At 55.6% G+C, this 20024-nt stretch carries 23 protein-coding genes; 18 read left to right on the top strand and 5 right to left on the bottom strand.

The features are described 5' to 3' along the window. The 12 genes from cysD to rpoS all read left to right on the top strand — a co-directional run bounded on the left by cysD (position 1) and on the right by rpoS (position 9721). Positions 1-909, top strand: coding sequence for a sulfate adenylyltransferase subunit CysD (gene cysD, locus ACMWKA_RS07680; RefSeq protein ID WP_008499613.1), 909 nt, complete (start codon positions 1-3; stop codon positions 907-909). A 9-nt stretch (positions 910-918) separates the two neighbouring features. After that, on the top strand, positions 919-2343 hold the full coding sequence (cysN, locus tag ACMWKA_RS07675; RefSeq protein ID WP_020689300.1) for a sulfate adenylyltransferase subunit CysN: 1425 nt from the start codon (positions 919-921) through the stop codon (positions 2341-2343). Next, a complete protein-coding gene (cysC, locus tag ACMWKA_RS07670; protein WP_013098503.1) occupies positions 2343-2948 on the top strand; it encodes an adenylyl-sulfate kinase in 606 nt (201 codons plus the stop codon). The genes cysN and cysC overlap by 1 nt, the downstream gene beginning before the upstream one ends. Positions 2949-3006: 58 nt before the next feature. After that, on the top strand, positions 3007-3333 hold the full coding sequence (locus ACMWKA_RS07665) for a DUF3561 family protein (RefSeq protein WP_013098502.1): 327 nt from the start codon (positions 3007-3009) through the stop codon (positions 3331-3333). Between the two features lie 166 nt (positions 3334-3499). Then, a complete protein-coding gene (gene ftsB, locus ACMWKA_RS07660) occupies positions 3500-3811 on the top strand; it encodes a cell division protein FtsB (protein WP_003862095.1) in 312 nt (103 codons plus the stop codon). Between the two features lie 19 nt (positions 3812-3830). Beyond that, a complete protein-coding gene (gene ispD / locus ACMWKA_RS07655; RefSeq protein WP_013098500.1) occupies positions 3831-4541 on the top strand; it encodes a 2-C-methyl-D-erythritol 4-phosphate cytidylyltransferase in 711 nt (236 codons plus the stop codon). After that, positions 4541-5020, top strand: coding sequence for a 2-C-methyl-D-erythritol 2,4-cyclodiphosphate synthase (gene ispF / locus ACMWKA_RS07650; protein WP_013098499.1), 480 nt, complete (start codon positions 4541-4543; stop codon positions 5018-5020). The genes ispD and ispF overlap by 1 nt, the downstream gene beginning before the upstream one ends. Next, the gene (gene truD / locus ACMWKA_RS07645; RefSeq protein WP_248068015.1) at positions 5017-6066 is read left to right on the top strand and encodes a tRNA pseudouridine(13) synthase TruD; all 1050 of its coding nucleotides are present in this window, start codon (positions 5017-5019) and stop codon (positions 6064-6066) included. The genes ispF and truD overlap by 4 nt, the downstream gene beginning before the upstream one ends. Continuing rightward, a complete protein-coding gene (gene surE, locus ACMWKA_RS07640) occupies positions 6047-6808 on the top strand; it encodes a 5'/3'-nucleotidase SurE (protein WP_029883175.1) in 762 nt (253 codons plus the stop codon). The genes truD and surE overlap by 20 nt, the downstream gene beginning before the upstream one ends. Further along, complete coding sequence (locus ACMWKA_RS07635) at positions 6802-7428, top strand: protein-L-isoaspartate(D-aspartate) O-methyltransferase (protein ID WP_013098496.1); 627 nt, start codon at positions 6802-6804, stop codon at positions 7426-7428. Before surE ends, ACMWKA_RS07635 begins: the two co-directional genes overlap by 7 nt. A gap of 116 nt (positions 7429-7544) precedes the next feature. Beyond that, on the top strand, positions 7545-8669 hold the full coding sequence (nlpD, locus tag ACMWKA_RS07630) for a murein hydrolase activator NlpD (protein WP_414760111.1): 1125 nt from the start codon (positions 7545-7547) through the stop codon (positions 8667-8669). 59 nt (positions 8670-8728) lie between these two features. Further along, a complete protein-coding gene (gene rpoS, locus ACMWKA_RS07625) occupies positions 8729-9721 on the top strand; it encodes an RNA polymerase sigma factor RpoS (RefSeq protein WP_013098493.1) in 993 nt (330 codons plus the stop codon). Between the two features lie 51 nt (positions 9722-9772). Here the strand turns inward: rpoS and ACMWKA_RS07620 are convergent, their stop codons facing one another. Together ACMWKA_RS07620 and ACMWKA_RS07615 are read right to left on the bottom strand one after the other, a co-directional pair. Next, positions 9773-10150 (bottom strand): DUF4440 domain-containing protein, encoded by a 378-nt coding sequence (locus ACMWKA_RS07620; protein WP_029883177.1) that lies wholly within the window; start codon positions 10148-10150, stop codon positions 9773-9775. Beyond that, a complete protein-coding gene (locus ACMWKA_RS07615) occupies positions 10147-11355 on the bottom strand; it encodes an MFS transporter (protein ID WP_048971758.1) in 1209 nt (402 codons plus the stop codon). Before ACMWKA_RS07615 ends, ACMWKA_RS07620 begins: the two co-directional genes overlap by 4 nt. A 109-nt stretch (positions 11356-11464) precedes the next feature. On the opposite strand from ACMWKA_RS07615, the gene ACMWKA_RS07610 reads away from it, so the two are divergent. Beyond that, positions 11465-12352 carry a LysR substrate-binding domain-containing protein gene (locus ACMWKA_RS07610; protein ID WP_414760110.1) on the top strand — a complete coding sequence of 296 codons (888 nt, stop codon included), beginning with the start codon at positions 11465-11467 and terminating at the stop codon, positions 12350-12352. Here ACMWKA_RS07610 and ACMWKA_RS07605 read toward each other — a convergent pair. Then, entirely contained in the window at positions 12349-12756 is a 408-nt protein-coding gene (locus ACMWKA_RS07605; RefSeq protein WP_020689291.1) for a MarR family winged helix-turn-helix transcriptional regulator, read from the bottom strand. The two genes, ACMWKA_RS07610 and ACMWKA_RS07605, sit on opposite strands and share 4 nt — an antisense overlap. 172 nt (positions 12757-12928) lie before the next feature. On the opposite strand from ACMWKA_RS07605, the gene ACMWKA_RS07600 reads away from it, so the two are divergent. From ACMWKA_RS07600 to ACMWKA_RS07590, 3 genes are read left to right on the top strand one after another with little or no spacing between them, the layout of a single operon-like run. Next, the gene (locus tag ACMWKA_RS07600) at positions 12929-13531 is read left to right on the top strand and encodes a non-oxidative hydroxyarylic acid decarboxylases subunit B (RefSeq protein ID WP_013098488.1); all 603 of its coding nucleotides are present in this window, start codon (positions 12929-12931) and stop codon (positions 13529-13531) included. Next, the gene (locus tag ACMWKA_RS07595) at positions 13521-14948 is read left to right on the top strand and encodes a non-oxidative hydroxyarylic acid decarboxylases subunit C (protein ID WP_045902038.1); all 1428 of its coding nucleotides are present in this window, start codon (positions 13521-13523) and stop codon (positions 14946-14948) included. Before ACMWKA_RS07600 ends, ACMWKA_RS07595 begins: the two co-directional genes overlap by 11 nt. A gap of 10 nt (positions 14949-14958) precedes the next feature. Next, on the top strand, positions 14959-15180 hold the full coding sequence (locus ACMWKA_RS07590) for a non-oxidative hydroxyarylic acid decarboxylases subunit D (RefSeq protein WP_013098486.1): 222 nt from the start codon (positions 14959-14961) through the stop codon (positions 15178-15180). A gap of 93 nt (positions 15181-15273) precedes the next feature. Here ACMWKA_RS07590 and mutS read toward each other — a convergent pair whose 3' ends face one another. Continuing rightward, positions 15274-17835, bottom strand: a complete 2562-nt coding sequence (gene mutS, locus ACMWKA_RS07585; RefSeq protein WP_013098485.1) for a DNA mismatch repair protein MutS — start codon at positions 17833-17835, stop codon at positions 15274-15276. 523 nt (positions 17836-18358) lie between these two features. On the opposite strand from mutS, the gene ACMWKA_RS07580 reads away from it, so the two are divergent. Together ACMWKA_RS07580 and ACMWKA_RS07575 are read left to right on the top strand one after the other, a co-directional pair. Continuing rightward, positions 18359-19174 (top strand): winged helix-turn-helix domain-containing protein, encoded by an 816-nt coding sequence (locus ACMWKA_RS07580; RefSeq protein ID WP_414760109.1) that lies wholly within the window; start codon positions 18359-18361, stop codon positions 19172-19174. Further along, positions 19171-19650 carry a membrane protein gene (locus ACMWKA_RS07575; protein WP_023621089.1) on the top strand — a complete coding sequence of 160 codons (480 nt, stop codon included), beginning with the start codon at positions 19171-19173 and terminating at the stop codon, positions 19648-19650. The genes ACMWKA_RS07580 and ACMWKA_RS07575 overlap by 4 nt, the downstream gene beginning before the upstream one ends. On the opposite strand, the gene ACMWKA_RS07570 is transcribed toward ACMWKA_RS07575, so the two are convergent. Then, positions 19628-19873 carry a SymE family type I addiction module toxin gene (locus tag ACMWKA_RS07570; RefSeq protein WP_013098482.1) on the bottom strand — a complete coding sequence of 82 codons (246 nt, stop codon included), beginning with the start codon at positions 19871-19873 and terminating at the stop codon, positions 19628-19630. The genes ACMWKA_RS07575 and ACMWKA_RS07570 overlap by 23 nt on opposite strands. Positions 19874-20024 lie beyond the last annotated feature (151 nt).

The raw sequence follows: 20024 nt of genomic DNA, 5'->3' as shown, positions 1-20024 counted from the left end.
ATGGACCAAAAACGACTTACTCACCTGCGACAGCTTGAAGCGGAAAGTATCCATATTATCCGCGAAGTGGCCGCCGAGTTCTCTAACCCGGTGATGATGTACTCCATCGGTAAAGATTCCAGCGTGATGCTGCATCTGGCGCGTAAAGCGTTTTATCCGGGTACGCTGCCGTTCCCGCTGCTGCACGTGGATACCGGCTGGAAATTCCGTGAGATGTATGAGTTCCGCGACCGTACCGCCAAAGCCTATGGCTGTGAGCTGCTGGTGCATAAAAACCCGGAAGGGGTGGCGATGGGCATTAACCCGTTTGTTCACGGCAGCGCCAAACACACCGACATCATGAAAACCGAAGGGCTGAAGCAGGCGCTGAACAAGTACGGTTTTGACGCCGCTTTCGGCGGTGCGCGCCGTGACGAGGAGAAATCCCGCGCCAAAGAGCGTATTTACTCCTTCCGCGACCGCTTCCACCGCTGGGATCCGAAAAACCAGCGTCCTGAGCTGTGGCACAACTACAACGGCCAGATCAACAAAGGCGAAAGCATTCGCGTCTTCCCGCTCTCCAACTGGACCGAGCTGGATATCTGGCAGTACATCTATCTGGAAAATATCGAGATCGTTCCGCTTTACCTGGCGGCTGAACGCCCGGTGCTGGAGCGCGACGGCATGCTGATGATGATCGACGACGATCGCATTGATTTACAGCCGGGCGAAGTGATCAAAAAACAGATGGTACGTTTCCGTACTCTTGGTTGTTGGCCGCTGACCGGCGCGGTGGAGTCCAACGCGCAAACGCTGCCAGAGATCATCGAAGAGATGCTGGTATCGACCACCAGCGAGCGACAGGGGCGCGTCATTGACCGCGACCAGGCAGGCTCGATGGAGCTGAAGAAACGTCAGGGTTATTTCTAAGGAGCCGCCATGAACACCACGATTGCCCAACAAATTGCCAACGAAGGCGGCGTAGAAGCATACCTGCACGCACAACAACACAAGAGCCTGCTGCGCTTTCTGACCTGCGGTAGCGTTGATGACGGTAAAAGCACGCTGATTGGTCGCCTGCTGCACGACACGCGTCAGATCTATGAAGACCAGCTCTCTTCCCTGCATAACGACAGCAAACGTCATGGTACTCAGGGCGAAAAGCTCGACCTGGCGCTTTTGGTGGACGGCCTGCAGGCGGAGCGCGAGCAGGGCATCACCATTGATGTTGCGTACCGCTATTTCTCCACCGAAAAACGCAAATTTATTATTGCCGACACGCCGGGGCATGAGCAGTACACCCGCAACATGGCCACCGGTGCATCAACCTGTGAGCTGGCGATCCTGCTGATCGACGCCCGTAAAGGCGTGCTGGATCAAACCCGTCGTCACAGCTTCATCTCCACGCTGCTGGGGATCAAACACCTGGTGGTGGCGGTGAATAAAATGGATCTGGTGAACTTCAGCGAAGAGACCTTCGAGGAGATCCGCCAGAGCTACCTGACCTTTGCTGAACAGTTGCCGGGTAACCTTGATATTCGCTTTGTGCCGCTCTCGGCGCTGGAAGGGGATAACGTTGCCTCCCAGAGCGCCAACATGCCGTGGTACAGCGGCCCGACGCTGCTGGAAGTGCTGGAGACGGTTGAAATTCAGCGCGTGGTAGATACCCAGCCAATGCGCTTCCCGGTGCAGTACGTGAACCGCCCGAACCTCGATTTTCGCGGCTTCTCCGGCACCCTCGCCTCGGGCACCGTCACGGTGGGGCAGCGCGTCAAAGTGCTGCCGTCGGGTGTGGAGTCGTCCATTGCCCGTATCGTCACCTTTGATGGCGATCTGCAGGAGGCGGGGGCCGGTGAAGCGGTGACGCTGGTGCTGAAAGATGAGATTGATATCAGCCGCGGCGATCTGCTGGTGGATGCGCAGGAAACGCTGGCGGCGGTGCAGGGTGCTGCCGTGGATGTGGTGTGGATGGCTGAACAGCCGCTGACCGCAGGCCAAAGCTACGACATCAAAATTGCCGGTAAGAAAACCCGCGCCCGGGTGGACGGTATCCAGTTCCAGGTGGACATCAACAATCTGACCCAGCGTGAAGTGAGCGAACTGCCGCTGAACGGTATTGGCCTGGTGGATCTCACCTTTGACGAGCCGCTGGTGCTGGACAAATACCAGCAAAATCCGGTAACGGGTGGACTTATCTTTATCGATCGCCTGACCAACGTTACGGTTGGTGCAGGTATGGTCCGCGAGCCTAATCAACAGGCGGCAGCGGTGTCTGAATTCAGCGCCTTTGAGCTTGAGCTGAATGCGCTGGTGCGTAAGCACTTCCCGCACTGGGGCGCACGCGATCTGCTGGGAGGCAAGTAATGGCCGCCCATGATGAGAACGTCGTCTGGCATCCTCATCCGGTCACCGTCGCTCAGCGGGAGCAACTCCACGGCCACCGTGGGGTTGTGCTGTGGTTTACCGGGCTGTCCGGCTCCGGTAAATCGACGGTCGCGGGCGCGCTGGAAGAGGCGCTGCATCAGCAGGGGGTGAGCACCTACCTGCTGGATGGCGACAACGTGCGTCACGGCCTGTGCAGTGATTTAGGGTTTAGTGATGAAGACCGCAAGGAGAATATCCGTCGGGTTGGGGAAGTGGCCAGCCTGATGGCGGATGCCGGGCTGGTGGTGCTGACCGCGTTTATCTCGCCTCACCGCGCCGAGCGGCAGATGGTACGCGAGCGCGTCGGTCAGGATCGATTTATCGAGGTGTTTGTCGATACGCCGCTGGAAATCTGCGAAGCGCGCGATCCGAAAGGGCTGTATAAAAAAGCCCGCGCGGGTGAGCTGCGAAACTTCACCGGCATCGACTCGGTCTACGAAGCGCCTGAATCCCCTGAGATTCACCTGGAAGGTCAACAATTGGTAACAAATTTAGTAAGCCAATTATTAGACCTGCTCAGACGGGACGATATTATCAGATCCTGAGACGGTATCGTTCGGGAGCTGTCTTCCCGAACGATGAGTCACGGTCACAGGATTAGCTATGCGCAACAGTGAAAACTACATGATTACCACCGGGTCGGATCCGATAGCGACCGACGACGAGACGACCTGGTCCTTTCCCGGGGCCTTCGTCGGCTTCGTCTCGTGGTTGCTGGCGCTGGGCATCCCGTTTCTCATCTATGGCGGTAACACGCTGTTCTTCTTTCTCTACACCTGGCCCTTCTTCCTGGCGCTGATGCCCGTGGCGGTTGTCGTCGGCATCGCCCTGCATTCACTGCTTAACGGCAAACTGCTGTACAGCACCGTTGTCACGATTGTGACGGTGGTCCTGATGTTTGGTCTGTTATTTTTGTGGCTCATGGGCTAACTTCAGCCATAATTCAAACCGTAACCAACTGTGTGACGATATTGAGCAGGGCGATTCTGCGGAAAAAATGTGGTACATTTGCCCGCGATGTTGCGGCATCTCTGTTACTCCGGCATAGAGCGCCGGGGGCGTTGTGGGATGAAGATGCCGTTTTTCAGGGGGCAGGATGGGTAAACTAACGCTGCTGTTGCTGGCTCTGCTGGTCTGGCTGCAATATTCGCTGTGGTTCGGTAAAAACGGACTGCACGACTATAGCCGGGTAAGCGATGACGTCGCGGCTCAGCAGGCAACTAACGCCAAACTTAAGGCGCGAAACGATCAACTTTTTGCTGAAATTGATGACCTCAATGGCGGGCAGGAGGCGATTGAGGAACGCGCACGCAATGAACTCAGTATGACTAAACCGGGCGAAACCTTTTATCGTCTGGTTCCGGATGCGTCTAAACGCAATCAGGGCTCAGCACAAAACAATCGATAATCAGGCCCAGGATTACGACATGGCAGTGACTTTTTCGGACGTATGCGCCGTGGTGCCGGCCGCGGGTTTTGGCCGGCGCATGCAGACAGAATGTCCTAAGCAATACCTCTCTATTGGCGATAAAACGATCCTCGAACATGCCGTGGCGGCGCTGCTGGCGCACCCCCGAGTGACGCGTGTCATCATCGCCATCAGTCCGGGCGATGCCCGGTTCGCACAGTTACCGCTGGCCGCTCATCCGCAGATCACCGTCGTTGATGGCGGTGCCGAGCGCGCCGATTCCGTGCTGGCGGGCATCCAGGCCGCTGGCGATGCCCAGTGGGTGCTGGTCCACGACGCTGCGCGCCCGTGTCTGCATCAGGACGATCTTGCGCGCCTGCTGGCGCTGAGTGAAACCAGTAAAGTCGGTGGCATTCTGGCCGCGCCGGTGCGTGACACCATGAAGCGTGCCGAGCCTGGCAAACAGGCTATCGCGCATACCGTTGAGCGCGTGGATCTCTGGCACGCGCTGACGCCACAATTTTTCCCCCGCGAATTACTCCACGACTGCTTAACGCGCGCGCTTAAAGAAGGTGCGACCATCACCGACGAAGCCTCTGCGCTGGAGTATTGCGGTTTCCACCCAACGCTTGTTGAAGGGCGCGCTGATAATATAAAAGTGACGCGCCCGGAAGATTTACAGCTCGCGGAATTTTATCTTACCCGTTCGACCCATCAGGAGAAGGCATAATGCGAATTGGACACGGTTTTGATGTACACGCCTTTGGAGGCGTTGGCCCAATTATCATTGGCGGCGTGCGTATTCCTTATGAAAAAGGGCTGCTGGCGCATTCTGATGGCGACGTGGCATTACACGCCTTAACCGACGCCTTGCTGGGCGCGGCGGCGTTGGGCGATATCGGCAAGCTGTTCCCGGACACCGATCCGGCGTTTAAAGGCGCAGACAGCCGTGCGCTGTTGCGTGAAGCCTGGCGCCGTATTCAGGCGAAGGGCTACACCCTGGGTAACGTCGATGTGACGATCATCGCTCAGGCCCCTAAAATGCTGCCGCATATTCCTCAGATGCGCGTATTTATCGCTGAAGATCTGGGCTGCCATATGGATGACGTCAACGTCAAAGCGACCACCACGGAGAAACTGGGCTTTACCGGTCGCGGCGAAGGCATCGCCTGCGAAGCCGTGGCGCTGCTGGTGAAGGCGAGCAAATGACCGATTTTGACAACCTGACCTACCTGCACGGTAAACCGCAGGTGAGTGGGCTGCTGAAAGCCAGCCCCGAAGATTTCGTGGTCGTGGAAGATTTGGGCTTTGAGCCGGACGGCGAAGGCGAGCATATCCTGGTGCGCATCCTCAAAAATGGCTGCAATACCCGCTTTGTGGCCGATGCGCTGGCTAAATTTCTGAAAATCCATGCCCGCGAAGTGAGCTTCGCCGGGCAGAAAGACAAACACGCGGTCACCGAACAGTGGCTTTGCGCGCGCGTTCCCGGCAATGCGATGCCTGATTTAAGCAAATTTGAGCTTGAGGGCTGTAAGGTGCTGGAGTACGCCCGTCACAAGCGCAAACTGCGTCTGGGGGCGTTGAAAGGTAACAACTTTACCCTCGTACTGCGTGAAGTGACCGACCGTGACGACGTGGAAAAGCGCTTGCAGGCCATCAATGAACGCGGTGTGCCTAACTATTTTGGCGCACAGCGTTTTGGCATCGGCGGCAGTAACCTGCAGGGCGCACTGCGCTGGGCTCAGAGCGATGCGCCGGTGCGCGACAGGAATAAACGCAGTTTTTGGTTGTCGGCGGCCCGCAGTGCGTTGTTTAATCAGATCGTAAGCGAACGGCTGAAAAAACCGGACGTGAATCAAGTTGTTGTCGGCGATGCGCTACAATTAGCGGGACGCGGTAGCTGGTTTGTGGCAACGGCCGAAGAAATGGCCGATGTTCAGTCGCGCGTGGACGCTAAAACGCTGATGATCACCGCAGCCTTGCCCGGCACGGGCGACTGGGGAACGCAGGGTGACGCGCTGGCCGCGGAGCAGGCAGCCGTGGCCGAAGCGCAAGAATTACAATCATTGCTGGTGCGGGAAAAAGTCGAAGCAGCACGCCGGGCGATGTTGCTCTACCCGCAGCAGTTAAGCTGGAACTGGTGGGATGACGTAACCGTTGAGTTACGTTTCTGGCTGCCGGCAGGTAGTTTTGCCACCAGTGTTGTCAGGGAACTTATCAACACGTCGGGTGATTATGCGAATATTGCTGAGTAACGATGACGGGATCCATGCGCCAGGCATTCAGACGCTGGCGAAACACCTTCGCGAATTTGCGGATGTGCAGGTCGTGGCTCCCGATCGTAACCGCAGTGGAGCGTCTAACTCATTGACGCTGGAGTCGTCGCTTCGCACCTTTGCTTTTGAAAATGGCGATATTGCCGTGCAGATGGGCACGCCAACGGACTGCGTTTTTCTGGGGGTGAATGCGCTGATGCGCCCGCGCCCGGATATCGTCGTTTCCGGGATTAACGCCGGGCCGAATCTGGGTGATGACGTTATCTACTCTGGTACCGTGGCGGCCGCAATGGAAGGCCGTCATCTTGGCTTTCCGGCGCTGGCGGTATCGTTAAATGGTCACACTCATTACGACACGGCGGCAGCGGTAACCTGTTCTATCCTGCGGGCACTTAGCCGTGAACCGCTGCGTACCGGACGCATCCTCAACATCAACGTGCCGGATCTCCCGCTGAATGAAATCAAGGGCATTCGCGTCACGCGTTGCGGAAGCCGTCATCCGGCCGATCAGGTCATCCCGCAGCAGGATCCGCGCGGCAACACGCTCTACTGGATTGGCCCTCCCGGCGATAAGTGCGATGCGGGGCCGGATACCGACTTTGCCGCTGTGGATGAAGGCTATGTCTCGGTAACGCCGCTGCACGTAGATTTAACCGCGTATAGCGCGCATGATGTGGTGTCGGGCTGGCTTGATCGCGCAGGAGTGAACGCGCAATGGTAAGCAAACGTGTACAAACTCTTCTGGAACAACTTCGCGCACAGGGGATCCGCGACGAGCATGTGCTTGACGCGCTCGCCCAGGTTCCGCGTGAGAAATTTGTAGATGAGGCGTTTGAACACAAAGCGTGGGAAAACGTGGCGTTGCCCATCGGGCAGGGCCAGACGATTTCGCAGCCCTACATGGTGGCGCGCATGACGGAGCTGCTGGAGCTCACCCCCGACTCCCGCGTGCTGGAGATTGGCACCGGGTCCGGGTATCAGACTGCGATTCTGGCGCATCTGGTGCATCATGTGTGCTCGGTTGAGCGGATCAAAGGTTTACAGTGGCAGGCGCGTCGTCGCCTGAAACAACTTGATTTACACAATGTTTCGACACGACACGGTGATGGATGGCAGGGTTGGCAGGCTCGCGCCCCGTTTGACGCAATCATCGTGACGGCGGCTCCACCGGAGATCCCTGCGGCCCTGTTGTCGCAGCTGGATGAGGGGGGCATTCTTGTATTGCCTGTTGGCGATGAGCAGCAGCTGTTAAAGCGCGTTCGTCGACGTGGCGACGAGTTTATTATCGATACCGTAGAAGCCGTGCGCTTTGTGCCTCTGGTAAAGGGGGAACTGGCCTAAGACTCGGAATTTTCCAGGGTTATTAAGGCAAATTCAGCGTATGGTGTGGCGCGAAAGAATCGTGCCATCACGGTTAATTTTAAGTCACTGGTAGTTAACACATTCCTGGGGGATAAATGAGCGCGGGAAGCCCTAAATTCACCATCAGCCGTGTTGCGGCATTATCACTGGTTTCGCTCTGGCTGGCAGGCTGTTCGAGTTCTAACAATGCACCTGCGCCTGTCAGTTCTGTTGGCGGAAACAGCGGCTCCGGTAACACGTCCAGCGGAATGTTGATCACGCCGCCACCTAAAATGGGAACTGCTGCGCCGCAGCAAACACCACAAATTCAGCCTGTGCAACATCCTGTTACACAGCCAACACAGATTCAGCCAGTCGAACAACCTGTTCAGACCCAAAATGGCCGCATAGTGTATAACCGTCAGTATGGGAACATTCCGAAAGGCAGCTATACCGGCGGCAGCACCTATACCGTGAAACGTGGCGATACGCTGTTCTATATCGCGTGGATCACCGGGAACGATTTCCGTGACCTCGCGCAGCGCAACAACGTCCAGGCACCGTATGCGCTGGAAGTCGGGCAGACGCTCCAGGTGGGCAACGCGACGGGTACGCCGCTTACGCCTGGCAATACCGTTTCTGCAGCCGACGTGACCGCGCAAAATAACAGCGTTAAGCCTGCACAAAAATCCACCAAGGTGGTTGCTTCACAACCTGTAATTACGTATTCTGAAGATTCAGGTGATCAGACTGCTAACAAAATGTTGCCGAATAATAAAGGGACTGCGACTGTTGTCACAGCACCGGCTACGGCACCTGTGGTTAGCTCTACTGAACCGACTGCCAGCAGTATGAGTTCCAGTTCGCCAATTTCAACCTGGCGCTGGCCAACTGACGGTAAGGTTATCGAGAACTTCTCTTCCTCCGAAGGAGGGAACAAAGGGATCGATATCGCAGGAAGTAAGGGACAGGCTATCATCGCGACCGCAGACGGACGCGTTGTGTATGCCGGTAACGCTCTGCGCGGTTACGGTAATCTTATTATCATCAAACACAACGATGATTACCTGAGTGCCTACGCCCATAACGACACAATGCTGGTCCGGGAACAACAAGAAGTTAAGGCGGGGCAAAAAATCGCTACCATGGGTAGCACCGGAACCAGTTCTACACGCTTGCATTTTGAAATTCGTTACAAGGGGAAATCCGTAAACCCGCTGCAGTACTTGCCGCAGCGATAAATTGACGGGGCATGCCAGCCAGGGTGTCTCGTTCAGGGATCACGGGTAGGAGCCACCTTATGAGTCAGAATACGCTGAAAGTTCATGATTTAAATGAAGATGCGGAATTTGATGAGAACGGAGCAGAGGCTTTTGACGAAAAAGCCTTAGTAGAAGAGGAACCCAGTGATAACGATTTGGCTGAAGAAGAGCTGTTATCGCAGGGTGCCACACAGCGTGTACTGGACGCGACTCAGCTTTACCTTGGGGAGATTGGTTACTCCCCACTGTTAACGGCCGAAGAAGAAGTCTATTTCGCACGTCGTGCTTTGCGTGGTGATGTTGCCTCGCGCCGTCGCATGATTGAAAGTAACTTGCGTCTGGTCGTGAAAATTGCCCGTCGTTACGGCAATCGTGGTCTGGCTCTGCTGGATCTGATTGAAGAGGGCAACTTAGGTCTCATCCGCGCAGTAGAGAAGTTTGACCCAGAACGTGGGTTCCGCTTCTCCACCTACGCGACCTGGTGGATTCGTCAGACCATCGAACGGGCCATTATGAACCAAACCCGTACGATTCGCCTGCCGATTCACATCGTCAAAGAGTTGAACGTCTATCTGCGTACCGCGCGCGAGTTGTCCCATAAACTGGACCACGAGCCAAGCGCAGAAGAGATTGCTGAGCAACTCGACAAACCGGTTGATGACGTAAGCCGCATGCTGCGTCTCAACGAGCGCATTACCTCGGTTGACACCCCGCTGGGTGGCGACTCCGAAAAAGCGCTGCTGGATATCCTGGCCGATGAAAAAGACAACGGCCCGGAAGACACCACGCAGGACGATGACATGAAACAGAGCATCGTCAAATGGCTGTTCGAACTGAACGCCAAACAGCGTGAAGTGCTGGCACGTCGTTTCGGTTTACTGGGGTATGAAGCTGCGACACTGGAAGACGTCGGCCGTGAAATTGGCCTGACCCGTGAACGTGTTCGTCAGATTCAGGTTGAAGGTCTGCGCCGCCTGCGTGAAATTCTGCAGGGGCAAGGTCTGAATATCGAAGCGCTGTTCCGCGAATAAGCAACCTTTCGTCAAAAAAAGGCCCGTCGTGAGACGGGCCTTTTTTATCTCTTACGGCTGGGCCGTTTCGTGCAGCAGACGCCAGCTGATTTTCTCGCCATCCCGATTGAGCACCGCGGTTGACCAGCGTACGTTGACGGGCTGGTCCGGGCGGGTCTGCGTCTCCCGGTAATGAAGCACCGCACCGTTATCCCATGACTGAATCGTGGCTAGCTCATCAATGATGATTTTAAGGCCGGGTCGGCTTCCACGCTGGGCGTGCAGAAAACGGACAAGGGCGTCATGGTTTAAATGCGCTCCACTCGGGGGAACCATCAGAAAGTTTGGCTGGAAACGGGCGAGCAGGGCATCAATATTACCTTCACCGGCACCCAGCCAGTTTTCCAGTGCGATATGAATATCAATGATGTCGTGTTCGAAAGGCGTCATGGTTTCTCCTGTTGCAGTTGTGCAAGCACCTGCGGGTTGTTAAGACGAAATACAGAGATGACGGGCACCAGGGTGATGGCCGAAGCAACCAGAAACATCCCGTGCCACGCGGCGACGGGGGGCAAATACCTCTGGGCCAGATCCAGCACCTGTGCCAGCAGAAAGGCACCCGCAAAAAAACTCAGCTGACGATTAAGATTCCACAGCGCGCTGGCATCAGCCATCTCTTCCCGACGCGTTGTCAGAAATGCGCTGCTCTGTGCCGTACTGCTGCAAAGACTGCCTCCTGCGCCCATTAATGCAAACGCAACGATCGCTGGCAGCGTGCCCGTGGTCGCACTGACGCTGAGCAAAAGCAGAATACCTGACGCCTGAAGCAGGCAACCCGCGATCAACAGAGGTCGGGGGCCGACACGGTTAAAGTAACGGCCCGTTGCGGTGATGGCCATAAACGATGCCAGAGACCACGGCAGCATCAGCATGCCCGTCGCGGCTGGCGTCATGTTGGCCACGCTCTGCAGATAAAACATGCCGGTGACGTTTATTCCGATAAACATGCCGGGGACACATACATAAACCATCATGGAAACGCGCAGAAGCGGATCGGCGATCAAACTCAGGTTTAGCAGTCGGTTTGCTTTCATCGCGGGCATTTCATGCTTAAGCCACAGACAGGCCAATGCAAAGGTCAGGAGAGCAACCGGGAGGGTAGCAAAAAATACCCACCGCCAGCTTAACGCCTGAACCAGTACGCCCCCTAACGCAGGTGAGCATGCGGGGGCAAGCAGTGCAACCAGCATGACGGCGGAAGAGAGCCTGGCGCGTTCATGCGCTTTAAACTGTTGCCAGGTCAGCGCCTGCCCTACGGGGATCAATAAGCCACCGCCCACGCCCTGCAGCACCCGCCAGGCAATCAGACTTTCAAGTGTGGCAGACAAGCCTGCCGCGGTGGAGGCTACGCTAAAGAGAACCAGCGAGAGAAGGATGACGTGCTTTGCCCCGATGCGGCGCGTCAGGGCACTGCTGAACGGGATCACCAGCGTCAGGCCGGCAATATACCCGTTACTGACCCAGGCGAGTGCAGAGGGCGTGGCGTGATAGGTCTGCGCCATTGCCGGAAAGGCGACGCTGGCGATAAACATGTTGATCAAATCAAGAAAAAAGCCCAGCAGATAGACTACGGCGACTTTGCTGCGATACGTCATGGTGGATCCTCCGGTGAGGGGGCGTTTCGTATCGGCTTGTCCGGTGCCGATAAACGCAACAATTCGCGATATACTGTCAAAACTATTTTGACAATTTTGAAGGTTAACGATGCTGAATCTCCAGCGAACGGCGATGTTTGTGGCGGTAGCAGATGCGGGCAGTTTTACTGCCGCCGCAGAGTCGATGGGGCTGACAAAGGCCGTGGTCAGCTTCAATATTCGCCAGCTGGAAGATGAGCTGGGAGTCACGCTGCTGTTGCGATCCACCCGTCGCCTGACGTTAACCGAGGCGGGCGTGCTTTTTCATCAGCGAAGCGTCAGGCTTTTACAGGAGGCTGAACGCCTGCAGGATGACGTTCGCGCTAACCATGCCGGCCTGACCGGCGAATTGCGGATCACCACCACGCCCGAATACGGTTCGCAGGTGGTTTTGCCTTTGCTGGCCGAATTTAGCCAGCAGCATCCGGAGCTTCGCGTTCGTCATGTTTCGTCGTCTCAGCATGCCGATCTTATCTCGGAGCGCTTTGATGTCGCCATCCGGCTGGGAACACTCGCTGATTCGCGCTACCACGCCGCCTTGATTTCAAACTTTACTATCCTGCCGGTTGCCGCCCCCGGGTGGCTGGCTAACCATCCCGTTGAATCTCTCGAACACCTGGCGCAGGCCGAGTGGATCGTTCACGAGCGTTTACCTTCGCCGCTGCACTGGCAGGTAAAAGATGCAGCTGGCAATCTGGTTGCCTTTGAGATTAAAAAAGCCCCGCGCCTGTACGCAGATAGCGCCCAGGCGCTGATGGCTTTCGCGCATGCGGGATGTGGTGTGGCGCTGCTGCCGGAGTGGCTGGTGCGAAACGCACTGAATTCGGGGGTTCTGGTATCGCTTTTACCGGGATACACGTTTGCTCAGCAGGGCATCTATGCCGTTTATCCAGATGCCCAGCATGTGCCCGCTAAGGTTCGGACATTTATTGATTTTATGCGTGCCCGGGTGAACTAGTCATGCATCATCTTTTTGATCAGTGCCGTAAATTGTTCCCGCTCGTCCTGGCTGAGACGCCCTAAAAACGCCTCATCCACCTCATTACCGACCGGTTTACAGCTTGCAAGCAGGGCTTCCCCTTCAGGCGTGAGGAAGACAAACCGGCGGCGCTTATCCGCAGGATCGTGTTCGCGCTTCACCAGCCCGCGCGATTCCATGCGGCTCAGCATTTCGGCCAGCGTCGCTTTTGTGCTCACGGCGACTTCCGTCAGGGCGACCTGCTCGATCCCCGGATTTTCAGAAACAGATCGCATCACCGCATATTGCGGCTTGGTCAGCGCCGGTAAAGCATGTTGCCAGTGGGCAGTATGCTGTTGAAAAAGCTGCCGTAGCAGGTGGAACGCTTCTTGTCTCAGTTCCATGAACACTCCGACGAAAAAAATCTCCCCCTATGATAGCCGCTATTGCCTGCGATTTTAACGCAGCAGTTTTTAGCATTACGTGTGATCGTGTACGAACAATATTGTCAGCTCAGCTCACCGGGAGTAACGTAGTCATTATGTTCGTATGCGAACAAATTAATTGAGGTGCTGAATGAGATTGATCGTGGGAATGACGGGAGCAACAGGTGCTCCGCTGGGTGTGGCTTTACTGCAGGCGTTACGGGACATGCCAGAGGTTGAAACCCATCTGGTGATGTCGAAATGGGCGAAAACCACCATTGAGCTGGAAACGCCCTATACCGCGCAGGATGTCGCCGCCCTGGCAGATGTCGTTCACAGTCCTGCCGATCAGGCTGCCACCATCTCCTCCGGCTCGTTTCGTACCGACGGCATGATCGTCATTCCCTGCAGCATGAAAACGCTGGCGGGTATCCGCGCGGGCTATGCCGAAGGGCTGGTGGGCCGTGCGGCAGACGTGGTGCTGAAAGAGGGGCGCAAGCTGGTGCTGGTCCCGCGTGAAACGCCGCTCAGCACCATTCATCTGGAGAACATGCTCGCGCTTTCCCGCATGGGTGTGGCGATGGTGCCGCCCATGCCTGCGTATTACAACCACCCGCAAACCGCCGATGATATCACCCAGCATATCGTGACCCGCGTGCTCGACCAGTTTGGTCTGGAGCACAAAAAAGCGCGTCGCTGGAACGGCCTGCAGGCGGCGAAACATTTTTCACAGGAGAATAACGATGGCATTTGATGATTTGAGAAGCTTCCTGCAGGCGCTCGATGAGCAAGGGCAACTGCTGAAAATTGAAGAAGAGGTCAATGCGGAGCCGGATCTGGCGGCGGCCGCTAACGCGACGGGACGTATCGGTGATGGTGCGCCTGCGCTGTGGTTCGATAACATTCGCGGGTTTACCGATGCCAGGGTGGTGATGAACACCATCGGCTCCTGGCAGAACCACGCCATTTCGATGGGGCTGCCGGCGAATACCCCGGTCAAAAAGCAGATCGATGAGTTTATTCGCCGCTGGGATAAATTCCCGGTCGCACCGGAGCGCCGGGCCAACCCCGCATGGGCGCAGAATACGGTGGACGGTGAGGAGATTAACCTGTTCGACATCCTGCCGCTGTTTCGCCTGAACGACGGGGACGGCGGTTTTTATCTCGACAAAGCGTGCGTTGTCTCGCGCGATCCGCTCGACCCGGTCCATTTTGGCAAGCAGAACGTCGGTATTTACCGCATGGAAGTGAAGGGCAAACGTAAGCTCGGCCTGCAGCCGGTGCCGATGCATGATATCGCCCTGCATCTGCATAAAGCCGAAGAGCGTGGTGAAGACCTGCCGATTGCGATTACGTTGGGCAACGATCCGATCATCACCCTGATGGGCGCAACGCCGCTGAAATACGATCAGTCCGAGTATGAAATGGCCGGGGCGCTGCGTGAAAGCCCGTACCCGATTGCGACCGCGCCGTTGACCGGCTTCGATGTGCCGTGGGGGTCTGAAGTGATCCTGGAAGGGGTGATTGAAGGCCGTAAACGTGAAATTGAAGGGCCGTTCGGTGAGTTTACCGGGCACTATTCGGGCGGACGCAATATGACGGTGGTCCGTATTGATAAAGTCTCGTACCGCACCAAACCGATTTTCGAATCCCTCTATCTCGGGATGCCCTGGACCGAGATCGACTACCTGATGGGGCCAGCCACCTGTGTGCCGCTTTACCAGCAACTGAAAGCGGAGTTCCCTGAAGTGCAGGCGGTGAACGCGATGTACACCCACGGTCTGCTGGCGATCATCTCCACCAAAAAACGCTACGGTGGTTTTGCCCGCGCGGTCGGTTTACGCGCCATGACCACGCCGCATGGCCTGGGCTATGTGAAGATGGTGATTATGGTGGATGAAGATGTCGATCCGTTCAATCTGCCGCAGGTGATGTGGGCGCTGTCATCGAAAGTGAACCCGGCAGGGGATCTGGTGCAGCTGCCGAACATGTCGGTTCTTGAGCTTGATCCTGGGTCCAGCCCGGCAGGTATCACCGACAAGCTGATTATTGATGCCACCACGCCTGTTGCGCCGGATAACCGCGGTCACTACAGCCAGCCGGTGCAGGATTTACCTGAAACCAAAGCCTGGGCTGAAAAGCTGACTGCGATGCTGGCAGCACGCCAATAAGGAGGAAAAGATGATTTGTCCACGTTGTGCCGATGAGCAAATTGAGGTGATGGCCACATCACCGGTGAAAGGGATTTGGACGGTTTATCAGTGCCAGCATTGTCTGTATACCTGGCGCGATACCGAGCCGCTGCGTCGTACCAGCCGCGAACATTACCCTGAAGCGTTCCGCATGACGCAGAAGGATATTGATGAGGCGCCGCAGGTGCCGACCATTCCGCCATTGCTGTAAAAAAAAGCCCGGTGGCGCTACGCTTACCGGGCTTACGGGTTTTGTAGGACGGGTAAGGCGAAGCCGCCACCCGACAAAACAGACCGCAGAAAACTAAACCAGACTTTTCAGCCGATAAATCCACTCCAGCGCCTGACGTGGCGTCAGTGAATCCGGGTCGAGATTCTCCAGCGCTTCAACGGCGGGTGACGTCTCTTCCGCAGGTGCCAGCAGCGACATTTGCGTGCCGTCAATCTGGGTGGCCGCCGCATTCGGTGACAGGCTTTCCAGCTCGCGCAGTTTCTGACGCGCGCGTTTAATTACCTCTTTAGGCACACCCGCCAGTGCCGCGACGGCCAGGCCATAGCTCTTGCTCGCGGCCCCCTCCTGCACCGTGTGCATAAAGGCGATGGTATCGCCATGCTCAAGCGCATCCAGGTGGACGTTTGCCACGCCCTCCATTTTCTCCGGCAACTGCGTCAGTTCAAAGTAGTGCGTCGCGAACAGCGTCATGGCCTTGATTTTATTCGCCAGGTTTTCCGCACACGCCCATGCCAGCGACAGTCCGTCGTAGGTTGAGGTGCCGCGTCCGACTTCATCCATCAGCACCAGGCTGTGTTCTGTCGCGTTGTGCAGGATATTGGCGGTTTCCGTCATTTCGACCATAAAGGTGGAACGGCCGCTGGCCAGATCGTCCGCCGCACCCACGCGGGTGAAGATACGATCGATGGGGCCAATCTCCACTTTCTGCGCCGGAACGTAGCTGCCGATGTAGGCGAGCAGGGCGATAAGCGCCGTCTGGCGCATATAGGTACTTTTACCGCCCATGTTCGGACCGGTAATGATCAGCATTCTTCGCTGCGGCGACAGGCTCAGCGGGTTAGCGATGAACGGCTCGTTCAGTACCTGCTCCACCACCGGGTGGCGGCCTTCGGTAATGCGAATGCCGGGCTTGTCGGTAAAGGTCGGGCAGGTATAGTTCAGCGTTTCAGCACGCTCAGCCAGATTTACCAGCACATCCAGCTCCGCCAGCGCGCCAGCGCTTAACTGCAGGTCCGCGAGGTGTGGCATCAGCATGTCGAACAGCTCGTCGTAAAGCTGCTTTTCCAGGGCCAGCGCTTTGCCTTTCGAGGTGAGAACTTTGTCCTCATACTCTTTCAGCTCAGGAATGATGTAGCGCTCAGCGTTTTTCAACGTCTGGCGACGCACATAGTGAATCGGCGCCAGATGGCTCTGCCCGCGGCTGATCTGAATATAGTAACCGTGGACTGCGTTATAGCCGACTTTCAGGGTATCGAGCCCGAGACGTTCGCGCTCGCGGATCTCTAGCTTGTCGAGGTAATCCGTTGCGCCGTCAGCCAGCGCGCGCCATTCATCCAGCTCTTCGTTGTAGCCAGGGGCAATTACGCCACCGTCGCGCACCAGAACCGGCGGCGCATCTATGATAGCGCGCTCCAGCAGCTCGCGGAGTTCAGCAAACTCGCCCATGGTTTCGCGCAGTTTCTGAACCGGTGCGCTGTCAACGTCGCTCAGTTGAGCACGCAGTTCCGGCAACTGCTGGAAGGCATGACGCATTCGTGCAAGGTCGCGAGGCCGCGCCGTGCGCAGTGCCAGGCGAGCCAGAATACGCTCCAGATCGCCCACCTGACGCAGCACAGGCTGCAGTTCGGTGTAGCGATCCTGCAGCGCGGCAATGGTCTGCTGACGACAAACGAGCGTATCCGTATCGCGGACGGGCATATGCAGCCAGCGCTTCAGCATGCGGCTGCCCATCGGCGTCACGGTGTTATCGAGGACGGATGCCAGCGTGTTCTCAACGCCACCCGCCAGGTTCTGGGTGATCTCCAGATTCCGACGCGTGGCCGCATCCATAATGATGCTGTCCTGCTGGCGCTCCATGGTGATAGAGCGGATATGCGGCAGGGCGGTGCGCTGGGTATCTTTCACATACTGCAAAAGGCAGCCCGCGGCGCACAATCCGCGCGGGGCGTTTTCCACCCCAAAGCCAATCAGATCGCGGGTGCCAAACTGCAGGTTGAGCTGCTGGCGAGCGGTATCAATTTCAAATTCCCACAGCGGACGGCGGCGCAGGCCGCGACGACCTTCGATCAACGCCATTTCGGCAAAATCTTCGGCATACAGCAGTTCCGCCGGGTTGGTGCGCTGCAGCTCGGCTGCCATGGTTTCCCGGTCAGCCGGCTCGCTCAGACGAAAACGCCCGGAGCTGATATCCAGCGTGGCGTAACCAAACCCTTTGCCGTCCTGCCACAGGGCCGCCAGCAGGTTATCCTGACGCTCCTGGAGCAGGGCTTCGTCGCTAATGGTGCCTGGCGTGACGATACGCACGACCTTGCGTTCAACCGGGCCTTTTGAGGTGGCCGGATCGCCGATCTGCTCACAGATGGCAACCGACTCGCCCTGATTCACCAGCTTGGCCAGGTAGTTTTCTACCGCATGATGCGGAATGCCTGCCATCGGGATGGGTTCACCTGCCGATGCGCCACGTTTGGTCAGAGAGATGTCGAGCAGCTGCGATGCCCGTTTAGCATCGTCATAAAACAGCTCGTAAAAATCGCCCATGCGGTAAAACAGCAGAATTTCCGGATGCTGCGCTTTCAGCTTCAGGTACTGCTGCATCATTGGGGTATGGGCGTCAAAATTTTCAAGTGTACTCATTAGGTTACCGTGTCCATTTTTTTTCAATTTCAATGAGTTGTCTTTTTTATTGTCAGGTTTCTTACTCTCTCATTGGAACGCATGACAGCCTGCGTTTCTTATCATGAATCGTTCACGGACCATGATAACGGACTCTGCTGGACAGGAAAACAGACGTGCAGGCTCTTTCGACTAAAATGCGTACCTGATTCCAGCGATACTGAAGACGTGGGCCTGTCTTGCCGCAATTGCGACAGGCACGCTGGTCCGGTAACGCTAAAGGAACACCGCGCGATATTCCTTGCGTATTAAACGTAAACGGGAATAAAGGCGTCAGAATATAACGTCATCCTTTTTTTCTGTTTCAGAAACGTATTTGTCTTCGATGTGGGGATAATATTCTATTATGCTCACATTATTTTATTTCGGTGTTACTGCTGAACAAACACCATAACTTACTGCTTTGACAAGGAATATTCGCAGAGTATACTTGCTAACTCTGGCAACAGTTTTCTGATTCTGTTTATTGCATAGTGAGTCTCATATGTTCTGGATAATTAACGATAATATTAAATTTTGTCCAGAGAAAAACTTACTTGTCTCTATGACCCGACCGGAGTTGAGCGTCATTCTGACCACGCCAGCCAGTCGTTGTCTGGTTCTTCTGCTTGAGTCCGCCCCGGAAGTGGTTAATCAAAGGGATTTCTTTACTAAAGTTTGGGGTGAAGACGGAATGTTAGTTCCGGCCAATACCCTTTATCAGAATATCTCCATTATCCGGCGTGGGTTGCGCACGACGGGAGAGACTGACGACACGCTGGTTGCCACGGTGCCCAGAAAAGGGTTCCAGATTAAAAAAGAAGTAAAGGTCAGCCGAATTGAAAACGACGTAACAGAATCAGAAAGCGCGATAGCAGAAGCCCAGCCTGTCACCGGCTCGAAAGAGGTGATTGCGGAAACTGCTGCCGTTCAGGTGAAAGATATGACCCCGCGTCATTACTATCGTCGCTATCTTCCACTGCTTTTTATGGCCCTCTCTTTTGGGCTGGGCTATTTTATTCTTCATCTGGCGGTCCATGACTATTCCAGAAAAGACTTTTTTAAAGACTACACCATAAGCAGTACGGAAAATGGCTGCCATTTTTTCTCACGAAACGATGATATTAAAAGCAGGGGTAACTTCACGCGTTATAAGCAAATTATCATGCGAACAGGGCTCGATTGTAAAAAATACCCCTGGGCCTACTTCTCTTCATCCAGCACGGCTCCGGCACTTTCTGTACTCATTTGCAGAAAACCGTATGAGCAAGAAGAAGATGCAGGATGCGTTACGCTTTATTTTAGGGGGTACAATCAGTGACTAAAAAGTCTACTGCCATCCTGTGTCTCGTCCTGTTTGCCGTTGGGGCGCTGACGTCCTGGCTTTATCATTATCACTTAGAAAAAAAACAAAATACGGAAGCCTGTTCAGTTTCTGTTGTTGTTTACCATGAAGATGCCCGCGCAAACCTGACGCTGGATTTTATGTACACCATGCAAAAGCAGACCGGGGTCATCGCGCTAAGCGGGACATATTTTAAAAATGAGAAGGCGATAGCCTCTATCCGCCGGGATGTGTCTTATATCTGGACCGAAAACAAAGACTCTTTCCAGTTTACCTCCGTGAAGATCCATGAGGTTAATGAAGACTCCCTGCCGGATAATGTGCTCGGCGACGTGTTGCCTGATTTCTTTATTTATCCGAACCATAAATTGAACTATACCATTCTGAAACAAGGGCCCAGAGGGTTTCTATTTACCGTCGGTAAGCGTCCTATTTTCTTCTGCTCTCGCTGAGATCTTCTTTCAGTAGTTCGATGACAATTTTCCCCTGTTCAACCCCCACCCTGACCTGAGAGTGGGTAGTAAACCCTGCCTGCTCCAGCCAGTCACCTTTTAAGCTCAACGCCGCATGTACGCTGTAACGTCGCGGGATTTTGGTCTTCCGGTCTTCGTGACGCTTTCTGAAATAACCGACTTTTAAGTGGCGATAGTGTTTGGTCGTGGCGATCTCTTGCATATAGCCTCCGTAACGATGAGCGACGCGTGTTGTTAATGCCTGTATAAAATACCAGTAAAAAAGGGTGGGGGTGGGCTTAATAGTGGAAGGCGGCTTCAGAAAACGAAATGCAACGACTGAAAAGGGGCAGATAAAGGAGTATTATTAATGC

It is taken from the genome of Enterobacter sp. 03-F-07-AD-ECC (assembly GCF_047530935.1).
Classification (GTDB): Bacteria; Pseudomonadota; Gammaproteobacteria; order Enterobacterales; family Enterobacteriaceae; genus Enterobacter; species Enterobacter cloacae.
This window is presented reverse-complemented; position numbering and strand designations above follow the sequence as displayed.

Bases quoted from the DNA above. Each gene is read 5' to 3' on its own strand.
- cysD (WP_008499613.1), top strand. From the start codon at position 1: ATGGACCAAAAACGACTTACTCACCTGCGACAGCTTGAAGCGGAAAGT.
- cysN (WP_020689300.1), top strand. From the start codon at position 919: ATGAACACCACGATTGCCCAACAAATTGCCAACGAAGGCGGCGTAGAA.
- cysC (WP_013098503.1), top strand. From the start codon at position 2,343: ATGGCCGCCCATGATGAGAACGTCGTCTGGCATCCTCATCCGGTCACC.
- ACMWKA_RS07665 (WP_013098502.1), top strand. From the start codon at position 3,007: ATGCGCAACAGTGAAAACTACATGATTACCACCGGGTCGGATCCGATA.
- ftsB (WP_003862095.1), top strand. From the start codon at position 3,500: ATGGGTAAACTAACGCTGCTGTTGCTGGCTCTGCTGGTCTGGCTGCAA.
- ispD (WP_013098500.1), top strand. From the start codon at position 3,831: ATGGCAGTGACTTTTTCGGACGTATGCGCCGTGGTGCCGGCCGCGGGT.
- ispF (WP_013098499.1), top strand. From the start codon at position 4,541: ATGCGAATTGGACACGGTTTTGATGTACACGCCTTTGGAGGCGTTGGC.
- truD (WP_248068015.1), top strand. From the start codon at position 5,017: ATGACCGATTTTGACAACCTGACCTACCTGCACGGTAAACCGCAGGTG.
- surE (WP_029883175.1), top strand. From the start codon at position 6,047: ATGCGAATATTGCTGAGTAACGATGACGGGATCCATGCGCCAGGCATT.
- ACMWKA_RS07635 (WP_013098496.1), top strand. From the start codon at position 6,802: ATGGTAAGCAAACGTGTACAAACTCTTCTGGAACAACTTCGCGCACAG.
- nlpD (WP_414760111.1), top strand. From the start codon at position 7,545: ATGAGCGCGGGAAGCCCTAAATTCACCATCAGCCGTGTTGCGGCATTA.
- rpoS (WP_013098493.1), top strand. From the start codon at position 8,729: ATGAGTCAGAATACGCTGAAAGTTCATGATTTAAATGAAGATGCGGAA.
- ACMWKA_RS07620 (WP_029883177.1), bottom strand. From the start codon at position 10,150: ATGACGCCTTTCGAACACGACATCATTGATATTCATATCGCACTGGAA.
- ACMWKA_RS07615 (WP_048971758.1), bottom strand. From the start codon at position 11,355: ATGACGTATCGCAGCAAAGTCGCCGTAGTCTATCTGCTGGGCTTTTTT.
- ACMWKA_RS07610 (WP_414760110.1), top strand. From the start codon at position 11,465: ATGCTGAATCTCCAGCGAACGGCGATGTTTGTGGCGGTAGCAGATGCG.
- ACMWKA_RS07605 (WP_020689291.1), bottom strand. From the start codon at position 12,756: ATGGAACTGAGACAAGAAGCGTTCCACCTGCTACGGCAGCTTTTTCAA.
- ACMWKA_RS07600 (WP_013098488.1), top strand. From the start codon at position 12,929: ATGAGATTGATCGTGGGAATGACGGGAGCAACAGGTGCTCCGCTGGGT.
- ACMWKA_RS07595 (WP_045902038.1), top strand. From the start codon at position 13,521: ATGGCATTTGATGATTTGAGAAGCTTCCTGCAGGCGCTCGATGAGCAA.
- ACMWKA_RS07590 (WP_013098486.1), top strand. From the start codon at position 14,959: ATGATTTGTCCACGTTGTGCCGATGAGCAAATTGAGGTGATGGCCACA.
- mutS (WP_013098485.1), bottom strand. From the start codon at position 17,835: ATGAGTACACTTGAAAATTTTGACGCCCATACCCCAATGATGCAGCAG.
- ACMWKA_RS07580 (WP_414760109.1), top strand. From the start codon at position 18,359: ATGTTCTGGATAATTAACGATAATATTAAATTTTGTCCAGAGAAAAAC.
- ACMWKA_RS07570 (WP_013098482.1), bottom strand. From the start codon at position 19,873: ATGCAAGAGATCGCCACGACCAAACACTATCGCCACTTAAAAGTCGGT.